A 12,308-nucleotide genomic window follows, 5' to 3' on the forward strand; every position below is an offset into this window, starting at 1 on the left:
GCGATCGCGATGAACGGGGACCGCCAACGGCTACGCGGGCACTTCGATCTGGTGCTGCCGACACTGCTGGACCGGTCCTACCGGACCTGGGATCAAGACCTGAGCAAGCGCACCTACTTCGGCCACCCGCCCGCCGAGGCTTCGCTGGAGTCTCGCGTATGACCGCGCATCGGCTCACGGCGCTGGTCGCGACCCTCCTCGGTTTCTTCATCGTCATGCTCGATACGACCATCGTCAATGTCGCCCTCGCCGAGATCGGCACTGACCTCGACACGACGGTGGGCTCACTGCAGTGGGTCGTCGACGCTTACACCCTCGTGTTCGCCGCGTTCCTTCTCACAGCTGGGGCCGCATGCGACCGTCTCGGGGCCCGCAGGGTCTACCTCGCTGGCCTGGTGGTCTTTGCTGTGCTCTCGGCCGTGTGCGCCCTCGCTCCCACAGGCGGGTTCCTCGTCGCTGGTCGCGCCGTCCAGGGCGTGGGCGCGGCAGCGATCGTGCCGGGCTCTCTGGCATTGCTGTCGGCTGTGTACGACGATCCGAAGGAACGAGCACGCGCCATCGGGCTGTGGGGCGGCGCAGGAGGTGTTGCCGCCGCGATCGGACCGGTCCTGGGCGGAGCGCTGGTGTCGACGATCGGGTGGCGGGCGGTGTTCTGGGTCAACCTCCCCATCGTCGCTATCGGCTGTCTGCTCACCTTGTGGGCAATTCCCGCGCTCACGGGCAGTCGCGCGAGACGGGTGGACCTACCCGGACAGGTGCTCTCCATGCTCACGCTGGTGGCAGTAACCTATGCAGTCATCACCGCAGGCGAACACGGATGGTCACCCTGGCAGGTAGCCGCGCTGATCGCCGGGGGCGTCTTCCTCGCCCTGTTCATCATCGCAGAGCGACGACACCCGGACCCGATGCTGCCGATGGCCTTGTTCACTCGTGCCCGGTTCTCCGTGGCCGCAATGGTAGGGCTCGCGCTCAACATCAGCTTCTTCGGACAACTCTTCGTGCTCTCCCTCTTCTTCCAGCAGTACCTGGGATACGAGCCGTGGCTGGCAGGCCTCGCGCTGGCACCACAGGCGTGCAGCGCCGTGATCGCGTCACCGCTGGGCGGCCGTGCCGTCGCCCGGTGGGGCGCGTTCCCCACCATGCTCACCGGCCTGGTAGTCGGCACGATCGGCTTCAGCAGCCTCGTGCTGCTCACCGCAGAAACCCCTTACGTGGTGGTCGCGGTGTTGACCTTCACGGCTGGATTCGGGATGGCCTTCGCGATGCCGGCCGCGACCTCGGCCGCAGTGGCCTCGGCCCCGCCGGAACATGTCGGCATTGCAGGAGGAGTCATCAATGCCGCCCGCCAGACCGGCAGCGTCGTCGGCGTCGCAGTCCTCGGCGTAATGGTCGCCAGTGGAGCGTTCCTCACAGGCTTCCACACAGCCGTCGCGGTCGCCGGTGGAGTCTTCGGTGCCGCAGCGCTCGTAGTTGCTGCCACCATCATCAGTCACCTACAGGAGCCAGTTACACCTGAAGTTTAGAATCATTGTGTGATGAAGCACCATCGGAGGAGGTCGAAGAAGCCGCCAGTCGAACGCGTACTGTGCTCCGAAACTGGTAAACGCGAACACGAGCACTATGATGACGCCGTGCATGTAGCACTGAAACGGTCGCGACGGGCAGGGCCGCTGCGGATCTACGAATGCCCTCGTGCGGGTCGTGGCACCTAACCAAGCGCCCTGACTGGGGCAAACCACCGGCGAACTAATGACACTGTACGGGTCTGTCTCGGCGAGGAACGCTCCGGAGCGCGTCTTTCCTGGACGCTCCAGGAGTTTCGTTCTCATGCATAGGCAGCCGAGGCGCGCTGCAAGGCTTGTAGCCCTGAGGCCAGTCGCCTAGGGCTTTGTACCATGAAACTAGGCGCGCCAGCGACCATAGGCCATGGTCAGAGAGTATGAACACCGGTGACCAGATAGCAGGTCGCTTGTGTCAGGCAATGCGCCGGCGCATTGCCTGACCAGTATGAGCAACAGAGCGCGCTCAAAACGTTAGGGCGCGCACGCGCAAAAGAGAGCAGTCCCTTTTCGTAGTCACCTATGCTCCTCAGCCCACCGGGGTATGCACACAGCGCTCATACACTAAAAGAGTCACACCGAGAGAAAGGACCACTGTGACGACAGCAGTTATTTTCAACCCCACCACCAATGAGGAGTACTTCACCACTCCATGCTTCAGGACTCGCGCCGAAGCCTGGGCATGCGCAACCGGGTTCATCTTGGCACGCTATAGCGGGGAGTAGGACGCCGCAGTAAGAGGCAACCTCGCAGACGCCACGCTGAACAAGGAATACGAGTTTTACTCCACGATCGACCTACGTCAAGCATCGCTCTACGGCCCTCCAGTCTCGATCGTTCTCAACGACTAACCCCAGCAAGACAAACAAAGGCGGCACCCTTCGAAGCGAGTTCCTTTTACCTAAAGCACCTGCGCAAACTTACTACTTATTGCTTAATTGATGAATCTCAGTTCCTTTGCCATTAGCATTGAAGGCGAGCAACTTAACTACGATGCCTAGTCGAGGTGGCCAGTGTGAAAGTCCGCAATTTAATCACCGCTTCAATGGCAGCTTTCCTTCTCTTGTCTCCGAATTCAGCTGTTGCTGCAGAACCTGCCCTATCTTCTGCTCAACCAGTAGCTGCAATCCCTTATGGGTGGACAAAGGTCGATGGACATCCAGACGGCACGCCCAAAAAAGAGTGTGGTCCATCCAACGATGGGGAAATGGTTGAAACCGAAGACGCCGAGGGAGGACGACGATTCTGGTCGTGCAGGCACATAAACCCCATTTTCAAGGATCCGTACTGGGAGTGGAGCGAAACTGTATTACAGTAGAAAATTAACTTAACCATGGAACTAACACCTAGGGCACAAGAATGCTTCGCGGTTGCCGCTTCAATCGCAGAACAAGCTGGTGTAGACAAAATAGGCGCCGAGCATCTGCAACTAGCTCTCCTACAAGATGAGGACTCAATTCCTTATCAAGTTCTTGACGCTGAATATGATGCTGACATGTTCCGGAGAAATCTATCCTCCTACTTAGAAAAGGAAGGATATAAACAACCGACTAATCGCGCTTCTTTTCTTCCACGTAAAAACTAATTTGATCATTGATCAAAACATGATCGCCACTAACTTCGCCACCAAAGCATTAGACTCCACCCAAGGAATGGCAGGAGTGGCGGCTGTAGGCGGTGTGTCTATAGGTAAATATTGCGCCGGTGGCCGACATCGATGATGTTAATGATTACGGTGTCTTCGTGGATAGAGGAAATTACTCGGTAGTCTCCTACTCTCCACCGCCACAAGCCGGACTTGTCTCCAACAAGTCCCTTACCGCGTACATGTGGATCGTCTAGCTCTGCTACCTCGCGGAGAAACTTACTGATGTGTTTTTGTACAGGCTTATCAAGCTTCCGGAAAGATTTCGCAGCACGCGGAGTAAACCTAATCGACCAAGCCACACTCGTCCTCTAGTTCCTGGAGCGAAATTGTCTCTAGCTCGCCGCGTCGAGCTGCCTCAGCTTCTGCTTCAAGAATGTATACGTACTCAAGTTGATCTAAATAGGAATCAAGAGCCTTGCGAAGATAAAACGCCCCAGATCGCCCTGTTCGAGAAGCAAGCGCATCAAGGCGCTCCTTTTGCTTGGAATCAACGCGCAAGCTAATTACCGATCCACTCATGTAAACATGTTTACACCAGGTGAAACGATTTGTACACCTGTAGCGCTATTTTTCAAAGTAAAGTCCACCACGCTAGGAATGTCCCCTTTTCCAAGAAACCCCCTTCGGCCCCCCAAAGCGCCTTCGCAGAACTGTACTCCCCCTTTCACACGCATGGTGGAGAACGCGCATATCACGCTTGCAGGGCGTCTCTCATTCCTTGATTAATCTAGAACCCGCAGGTAGAACTACACGAAGGTCTCAGTGCGGCTGTCCGTGATTGTTTAATGGGGTATGCGTTTTATACATCTCGTCTAAATGTAAAAATGCGCCAAAATATCTGAAATCTATAGATGCAGGTGAAGGACTTTGATAGTCTGTGGCTGACTAAGGGAAAATCCCTATCATTTGCATAGCAATTTCGCGGCGGATAACCCTTACCCTTCTTGCAACCGCTCTCCTACTTGAAAGGTCTATCTCTATGAAACTTACCTCCACAGCTCGTTCAGTTTTAACCGCAGCAGTCGTCTTGGCGTTGCCATTTGGAATGGCTCCAGTTGCTCAGTCACAAACTCCAAGAGTGGAAGGAACAAACACTGCAACGACGGAATCCCCGCTTAGTGACGCAAAGCAGGAAGCAATTTCCCAAGAGATTTCCCAAGGATTCGAAACCCTTTTCACAGAGGTTGTTTATGAGAATGCTCCGGGTTCTTGGTCCGTCGACCATGCCGCAGCTGAACGGGAAGGGGTTTCTCTAGAGGAAGCGGAAGCCCTAGCAAAAATCATGGAAGCTCCGGTGCCAAGCGAAGACGAACCATCTGTTTCGACTCGCAGCCTGAAAACATATGCGGAATGTGTGGTGTGGAATTTTGCTCCGGTTCCTATGTCCCCGCAAGATGCATCGGCCATTGGAGCTTTGTTGAAAAATAAACAGTGGAAAGCTGCTGCGGACAAGATCGTCCAAGTAGCCTCTGTTAATGGTGCAACGGCCGCCCTTGACTACGGAATTAGTGCAATTGGTGGGCCCGTAGCGTGGGTTGGAAAGATTGCACTTTATGCGGGGTCTTGTGCTGTCAGCGAAAAGTTGGGCTAGAAGGAGGTTATAATGGGCTTCGGAGGGGCTTTACGTAAAACCCAGAAAAATGGAAAACCGTGGATACCTCCGTGGTGGTTTTCCTTTATTGTACTACCGCTAATGGTTATCGCTGGCTTCTACGTAAGCCAAGTGACCGGTTGGCGTGGAGTGTCCTCATCAAGCGTAGAGGGGGTTTCATGGAGCGAAGTAAGTTCTGACGGTATATTTCTTCATGTAGTGGGGTATATGACTTTTTACTTCGTTTTAGTGTTGCCTATCTTCTTGATTCGTAGATATTTATGGGAGAAACAGCGAAGGCAGGGGAGCATACAAGACGAGAATAGGGGAAATGGGCAACTCTAGCTAGAGGTGGATAGGTATAAACCTATTCCTATTGATGAGTCTCTCTAGCTAAATAAGCCAAAGAAACTTATTTCCTTGCAGCGAAAGGACATAGTCCCCAGTGCGGGAGTATTGCGAAACCTCCGCGCGCGCATTAGCCTAAAACACGACAGCACAGTTCACCTTTGAATTGCCGCTGCACAATAAAAAGGGCCCCCAACGAGTGCCAGCTCGTTGAGACCCTCGGGTCTAAAGACCCACGTGAAGCATCACCGCGATGAGCCTCACGGTAGCGGTCACAACGTTGAGGACTCCGCTCACCAAGTTAAGGATTGCAGCTCCTTTGGTGGCGGGGTCTTTTCTCTTGTGACCGGGTGTATCCAATGAGTGTTTACCCATTGTCTACCTCCCTTTACGTCGTAGGGTTGTCCGCTCGCCTGAAAAAAGGGCGCGCGGGACAGCCCACGTCACGCGCGGGCCTTACCGCGCACCGACGAGGAAGCCACGCACACACCCCACCACAGGTGGCGGGGCGTGATTGTGAACCAGAAATAACGTTAGCAGCCGCACCTGAGGGGGCTCAGTAGCGTAATTCCGCCCTCCCTTGTAAAAGTCGCTCATGAGGGGAAACACACAACGAGATACACGTATCCGTATGCTGTTTCATCAATCTTGCTGCACAGAAATATGAACGCAGAGCAACTTTGCCCAGTTCATACTGTGTCCACTCCTGCGTTCACCACTATGTCTGCGTATTGCTTAGAACAAAGGAAAGTTGAACGGTGACGGCTGATAAAGCGAGAATGCTAAACCATTTGTGGCAGGAAGAATACTGGTCTCTTACCAAGACGCCTCAGAAAGCGGAAGCTTAGTCCCTTGTCAAAGTAGTGAATTATGTCTATGACTATGTCCAACATCAAGGTACTTGAGAATAGTCAAGTGTTGAAGTGTCCCGGGTTTTGTTCCTAGGCATTTGCCTTGATTTCCATTATTTCTTGGGCCGGGTTGGTTTCCCAAAACTCTGACTCAACCTCAGCTGGCGTGCGATAGCCGAGACTTTGGTGAAGCCGTACCTCGTTCCACCAATTAACCCATTCAAACGTCGCGATCTCCACGTCAACTACGCTGTCCCACGACCGCCGATGAATCAGCTCATTTTTGTAGGAACCGTTGACGTTTTCGGCCAAAGCATTGTCATAGGAATCTCCTACTGTCCCGGTAGAGGCAGCAATTCCATACTCAGCCAGCCGTTCGTTGTAGACAATGCTGACGTACTGTGAGCCATGATCTGAATGATGAATCAGCCCCGTTGTTTCCTTCGCGCTGACAATCGCCTGATTAAGCGCCTGCAGCGGCAGCGCCTCGGTACGCATTGAATCAGATAGTGCCCACCCGACGATCCTTCGGGAGAACACGTCGGTAACAAAAGCGGTGTACACGAATCCTTTTCTAGTGCGCACATAAGTAATATCGGCCACCCACAATCGGGCCGGTGCCGGGGCGTTGAACTTGCGATTAACTAAATCAGGACGCAGATCTGGTCCCTTCGGCTTGCGGGTAGTAATAGGAGACTTACCTTTACCTTTGCCTCTGACTCCAGCAAGACGCATCAGGCGTGCGGTCTGCTCACGGCCAATGTCGATTCCTTCACGGCGCAGAGTATGCCACATCTTACGGATGCCGTAGACGCTAAAATTTTCTTCATGGACCTCGGCGATGTGCGCGACTAGAGCAGCGTCACGAAGACTGCGGGCACTCATACCACGGGCTTTTGATTGGCGGTATCCACGGGACGTGATGAAACCGCCAACACGGTGGGTGTTTAACGTCTCGCAAATGAACTCGATGGAGAAACGATCCCGATACTCATCGATGAACCGGATCATTTCCGACGTTTTGGGTCGAGTTCCGACGCGAAAAAAGCCGAGGCAGCCTTCAGTAGCTCATTGGTGTCGCGTAGCTCTTGATTTTCACGGCGTAGCCTCGCGTTTTCCGCGGCCAAGTCTTCAGGCACAGGTTCTGGGATGCTTCCCGCACGACGGGCCTGCTGGGTCCACTGACGAGCCGTGTGCCATGAAACCCCCAACTTTGGAGCTACTGCCTTGCACGCGGCTTGCATCGACATATTTTCCGCCAAGATACGGTCCTCTACAAGACGGACCACACGGTCCTTTGCATCCTGGTCAAATTTTCTTGGCATATTCCAGATTTTCCCATCTACTCAGACGGAACAAAACCTGGGACACTTCAGGTTTAGTGGATACGAACTTTATTGGCTCGACTACGGGAACTATCGTAGACGACGGTAAAACTTACACTGCGACTGTTAACACTAAACCGTTTAGAGAAGCATGCAAGGTTTAATAGGTAGAACTTCAGATAACAGCAACCAGGCTAGAATCTTTGTGCTCTTTGCGCGTACGGAAGCTACGTATGACGAGGAATTCGTCGGAATAGCTTTAACTAGGGAGCAGGAGCGTGCCATGGGCGAGCATGTTGATTCTTCAGATATAACCTGTTGGACTGAAGAAGTTCCCCTTCAAGGCTGGAGAGGGAAACTAAACAAGGGTCATTTCCCGAGACTTGTTTATCTCGTTTTTAGGGAAGGGTATGCGCAACATTCCTCCGTGCGCCACCAGGAAATAAGCCCAGATATACTAGCTGCGTTTACCACGCGTGAAGCAGCTCAAGCTGATGTCGTTTCTCGGCAGAAAAAGGAGCCTACATTCCTGCCGAGTGAGTTTCATATATGGGAAGTCGAATTCGGGTGCTTGACCGAAAACTTCCGTGGCCAAGGTCCAGAGATCCCCATGTACTGAGCAGTCCGTCTCAGCGGCTTTAGACTCTGTTGCAGGACGGTTTTCCGCCTTCCACTGCTCAACGTGGGAAATCCACCGGAGTTTGAATTCGGTGAGGTTGTGGCGAATGGTAGCGCGGTCAAAAACAGTCGTAGGGGCCATAACCACTAAGCATATAAGCCTACGAGCTGCCTGCCCGGGCAAGCAGGCACTGTAGACCACTTTCCCGCCCGAGAGGCTGCATGCCATCTACCGCCTATGGCCCCTGATTCCTGGGAATTGCAGCTCAAAGACCGTGCACACCCTCCCGATAGGATAAGCATCAACCCCAAAAAGGGAGAAGAGGAATGTACACGACCCTCGCCCTCGCCGCACTCGCAGTAGTTTTAGTCCTAATCATCCAGGCCATCCGCCGCGAACAGCCACAAGACCGTATGTATTACGCCGCGCTTGGAGGCAGCATAAGTGCAGCAATAATCCTTGTCCCCTCTTTCCTTTTGCCCACGCTGGACTCTCGTAGGAACTGGTGGTACCGCTCATTTCCTTTGGTCTATTAATCCTGTGGACTAGCATTTTGGGGTCCGGTTCAATGCAGGAACCAGCAGGTAAAACTGCATACAGTCGGACATATGGAAGGGCTGACGACTGCGTATAAGTTTACTGCCTTGACGACAGCAAATTTCAGCTTTACTTTAGTATAAGTAAGGTGTTTCTTATGGTTAGGAAAACTGTGAATAAGACTAAGATGTTGAAAACTGCCGCTTCCCTTCTATCTGCCTTGGCTATCCTTCCTGTCTTGTCTGGAACCGCTCAAGCAGAAACGACACAAGGAAAGCAGGAAGAGTCCCAAACGATTATGGGCGGAAACTACCAAAGTACTGATCCAACGGCCTACAATTACCTTCCTGAAGGAAGTGATCCAGTTCCGAACACTGCGGATAGATCAGCATTCGGATCGGCCCAAATCAGCGGCTTTGGATTTACGTTTCAAGGGCATGACTTCAAAGTTCCCGTAGTGAATCTTGAGCATGCAATTAAGGGTAAAGGCGGTCACATAGACTCCGAAAGTGCATCCGTGACGTTCACTAACGGAACGCTGTGTAACTGGAGAGTGGACTACCAAAATAGAGACGAGAATGGGATTCATGCAACTCGTAAGGGGGCAACCCACAATGATTGCTCTCTTGGGCATGCACATGATGCCGGATTCAAAAACTTCGATGTTAAAAGCAATGCTGAGTGTGCACGTCTATTTGTAATGGGAGAATTTAAGGGAGAGCAGTGTCACGCAATTCATCCCTAGTAGCTCTGATGAAGATTGCGATTTTTATATCGTTATCGCTTTGTCTCGGGTATCTTATTGGCGGTTTAAATGCGATACACGTTGCTAAGGCTTTGGCTGAGGGGAATTCAACCTCATTAGCCGATATTTCTCGTAGATTAGAAAATGGTTTTTTCTACTTTAGAATCGCTGGAGTCTTTGCCGTCATTTTTCTCGTCGGAACTTATACGGTTTGGCGCAGGACCAAAGTCTCCCCTTAAATGAGATCTATACGGGCATCAGTTATTTATCCTATTTGGGTATGTGTGACACATTCGTGGGCCTTATCTTAGGCCTCAAATTCCCCTTCTGAATCGAGCAAACGAGGGCATTCCCGCTGGTGGGAGTGCCCTTTCCTATTTATTACTGCTGTCGTTTAGACGTAGACAGTGCGGGTAGTGGCGCATTCTCGGAAACATATATTTTCTATGTGCTTAGCCATATGTCCTGCCATACGGCAGGCACCGTGGGTGCGCAGATTTACCCTCACGCCGCCGACGCTTAGACGTTCTTCAACGCCCGATACACCGTAGGACGAGTGACCCCGAATTCCCGCGCCAAGGCTGCTTTCGACTCCCCCGCCAGCACGCGCCGCTCAATCTCCGCCACCTGTTGTGGGCTAAGGGCGGGTTTGCGGCCTTTGTACTTGCCAGCTTTTTTCGCCAACGCAATCCCCTCCGCCTGGCGCTCGCGGATAATGGCCCGCTCAAACTCCGCGAAGCTACCGAGAATGCCGAGCATTAAATCCGCGCGCGGATCTGTGGTGTCTTTCGCAAACGCGAGATTCTCATGCAGGAAAGTAACAGTCACACCTTTGCCGGTGAGTTCATCAACAATCCCGCGCAGATCTGTCAGCGAACGGGCGAGGCGATCAATCGACGACACGACGAGTTCATCACCGTCGCGCACATAGGCCATACACTCGCCAAGCCCAGGGCGCGCGGTCTTGGTGCGTCCGGAAATCTTATCCTCAAAGAACCGGTCAATCTTGCCAGAAGCATTGAGTAGTTCTTTCTGGCGCTGATTGTTCTGCTCCACCGTGGAAACTCGGATATAGCCCACCCGCTGACCATGCGAACCAGAGTCATTGCCCATTAGTCTTCGCCCCGCGAAGGTTTAAAGGCAGCATTCTCTTGTTCTATGACCGCATCACGATACGACTCAACCACCCGCGCCAAGTCAGACAACTGCGCCCCGTCGAGACCATCAGCGTCAGCAAGCAAGGATTGCACAATCTTGCCCAACGCCTGCTGCCCCGACGACAACCCACCATGCAGATCTTTCACCCGTGTCGATTTGGGGTAGTTGGTACCGCGAGTCTGCGTAGTTGGTACCGGTGTTCCGCGTACCCGGTACTGCAAGGGGTTTTCTTTCATAGTTGATGTTGGCGACACCACAATCCGCTGGTGTTGCGTCAACTTCTACTTGGAAGGAGCCGGTCCTTGTGGCTAACTTCAAACAGATCATCGCGATGTGCCTTGATGGTGCTAGCTACGCGCAGATCACACATGCATTGGGATGTTCACGACGAGAAGTATCCCGAGCAAAGAAAGTCATCAACGATGAGGCACTAACTCCAGAGCGCTTCCGTCAGCTCCCACCGGGATGGTTCGATGATCGATTCAGTGATGGCCGGAGTAAGCGGACGCTGTCCTACGACCAGCCTGATTTTCATGCTCTTGCACGCAAGCTGAAAAGTACGAAGCATGTGACCAGGCATAAGCTGTGGATGGACTACGTGTCGAAGCCTTGTCCGACGGATAAGACAAAGTACCAGTACTCCCAGTTCTGCAGTGGGCTCAATGAATTTCTGCGTGCCAACGATCTCGTCGAAGTTATCACCCATGAGCCAGGCCAAGAGCTTTACGTTGACTGGGCCGGTGACAAAGTGCCTGTAGTAGATCAGGCCAGTGGTGATACCGTGTTCAAGGCGTCATTGTTTGTCTCGGTCAGCCCGTACTCAGGGCTGATGTACGTTACTGCTGCTGCGAATGAGAAGATGTCGGCGTGGATTGAGTGCCATGTTAAGGCGTTGAATTATCTTGGCAAAGTACCAGCAATCATCGTGCCAGATAATGCTTCTACGGCGACTTATCGGCCGAAGAAGACCTCTACATACCGGATGGTCACTGACCGCTACGCAGCGTTTGCTGACTATTACGGGGTCACGATTGTGCCGACTAGGCCCGGCAGGCCTCGTGACAAGGCAGCGGTAGAGCGTGCCGTGAAAATCGCCTACACCAAAATCCTGGGTTACTTTAGCAACGAGGTCTTCTATAACCTTGATGAGCTTAATGAGGCGATCGCTTGCCGTCTTGCTGTTATCAACGGCGCAATGACGCGGCCTGATGGCTCAACACGGCAGATGCGCTTTGATAAAGAAGAAGCACCAATGATGCGGGATCTTCCGCCGACGCCGTTTACGGAAGTGTCTTATAAGCGGCTTAAAGTCGATCGCAACTGGCACATCACCTGTGACTACCAGTACTACTCAGTGCCATTTCAGCTGGTAGGAGAGTCGGTAACAGTCAGGCTCACCCCGCAACTGGTGAGCGTCTTCAACGGGGAGCAGCTTGTTGCTGAACACACGCGCCTTCACGGATTCAAATACCGGTATTCCACCAACCCTCAGCATGGGCCGCGTGGCGATGATGAAGGCCACAAGGCGCTTACCCGTGATGAGCTTTTGGCCTGGGCCTCGTCGTTTGGGGCAGCAACGCACGCAGTCATAGCGATGATCCTCGACCGCAATAGTGCCGCCGTACCCCGCGGACTCATCCAGGCACGCAACGTGTTGGCCAACCTGGGCAAAAAGCACAACAAAGCCACCCTGGAACCTGCCTGCCAGCAGGTCGTGGACAAGAAGCTGGCCCCAACGATGGCAGTGATCAAACGCCTCCAGACTGACATTGCCCACGCCCAACAACATCCCGGGGAACCAGGGCCAAAAACACAGCCTGTGGCCAAGCGCCAACCACGCCCAAGTACCCCGCTTACCGGCGACGTGGCCGATGCCGTCTTTATCCGGCCTGCTGACCACTACGAAAACTAGAAGGAGTGTGAAAAA

General features: G+C 53.4%; 10 protein-coding genes. 5 read left to right on the plus strand and 5 right to left on the minus strand.

The window, feature by feature from the left end; genetic code table 11:
- Window positions 1-158: 158 nt before the first annotated feature.
- A complete protein-coding gene (locus tag ACKFRY_RS10995; RefSeq protein WP_200436336.1) occupies window positions 159-1,523 on the plus strand; it encodes an MFS transporter in 1,365 nt (454 codons plus the stop codon).
- Window positions 1,524-2,892: 1,369 nt separating this feature from the next.
- Window positions 2,893-3,144, plus strand: coding sequence for a Clp protease N-terminal domain-containing protein (locus ACKFRY_RS11000; RefSeq protein ID WP_080970062.1), 252 nt, complete (start codon window positions 2,893-2,895; stop codon window positions 3,142-3,144).
- 98 nt (window positions 3,145-3,242) lie between these two features.
- Here the strand turns inward: ACKFRY_RS11000 and ACKFRY_RS11005 are convergent, their stop codons facing one another.
- Both ACKFRY_RS11005 and ACKFRY_RS11010 read right to left on the minus strand, forming a co-directional pair.
- Entirely contained in the window at window positions 3,243-3,506 is a 264-nt protein-coding gene (locus ACKFRY_RS11005; RefSeq protein ID WP_150851199.1) for a type II toxin-antitoxin system RelE/ParE family toxin, read from the minus strand.
- Window positions 3,490-3,726: a ribbon-helix-helix protein, CopG family gene (locus ACKFRY_RS11010; protein ID WP_150851200.1), complete on the minus strand. Its 237-nt coding sequence runs from the start codon at window positions 3,724-3,726 to the stop codon at window positions 3,490-3,492. Before ACKFRY_RS11010 ends, ACKFRY_RS11005 begins: the two co-directional genes overlap by 17 nt.
- A 460-nt stretch (window positions 3,727-4,186) precedes the next feature.
- Here ACKFRY_RS11010 and ACKFRY_RS11015 point away from each other — a divergent pair, with 460 nt between their 5' ends.
- Window positions 4,187-4,798 carry a hypothetical protein gene (locus ACKFRY_RS11015; RefSeq protein ID WP_150851201.1) on the plus strand — a complete coding sequence of 204 codons (612 nt, stop codon included), beginning with the start codon at window positions 4,187-4,189 and terminating at the stop codon, window positions 4,796-4,798.
- A gap of 1,289 nt (window positions 4,799-6,087) precedes the next feature.
- Here ACKFRY_RS11015 and ACKFRY_RS11020 read toward each other — a convergent pair.
- Window positions 6,088-7,322 (minus strand): IS3 family transposase gene (locus ACKFRY_RS11020; protein ID WP_179387020.1). Its coding sequence is split into 2 segments (ribosomal slippage): window positions 6,088-7,034 and window positions 7,034-7,322, totalling 1,236 coding nucleotides; the frame shifts between segments, so codons are not numbered across the junction.
- A gap of 1,328 nt (window positions 7,323-8,650) precedes the next feature.
- Between ACKFRY_RS11020 and ACKFRY_RS11025 the strand changes: the two genes are divergently transcribed.
- A complete protein-coding gene (locus tag ACKFRY_RS11025) occupies window positions 8,651-9,223 on the plus strand; it encodes a hypothetical protein (protein WP_150851540.1) in 573 nt (190 codons plus the stop codon).
- 519 nt (window positions 9,224-9,742) lie between these two features.
- Here the strand turns inward: ACKFRY_RS11025 and ACKFRY_RS11030 are convergent.
- Together ACKFRY_RS11030 and ACKFRY_RS11035 are read right to left on the minus strand one after the other, a co-directional pair.
- Complete coding sequence (locus tag ACKFRY_RS11030; protein WP_200436346.1) at window positions 9,743-10,336, minus strand: recombinase family protein; 594 nt, start codon at window positions 10,334-10,336, stop codon at window positions 9,743-9,745.
- Window positions 10,336-10,527, minus strand: coding sequence for a hypothetical protein (locus ACKFRY_RS11035; protein WP_408922857.1), 192 nt, complete (start codon window positions 10,525-10,527; stop codon window positions 10,336-10,338). Before ACKFRY_RS11035 ends, ACKFRY_RS11030 begins: the two co-directional genes overlap by 1 nt.
- Before the next feature lie 158 nt (window positions 10,528-10,685).
- Between ACKFRY_RS11035 and istA the strand changes: the two genes are divergently transcribed.
- Window positions 10,686-12,293, plus strand: coding sequence for an IS21 family transposase (gene istA, locus ACKFRY_RS11040; protein WP_408922858.1), 1,608 nt, complete (start codon window positions 10,686-10,688; stop codon window positions 12,291-12,293).
- The last annotated feature ends 15 nt before the right edge of the window (window positions 12,294-12,308 follow it).

The organism is Corynebacterium tuberculostearicum (assembly GCF_046097255.1).
GTDB lineage: Bacteria > Actinomycetota > Actinomycetes > Mycobacteriales > Mycobacteriaceae > Corynebacterium > Corynebacterium tuberculostearicum_J.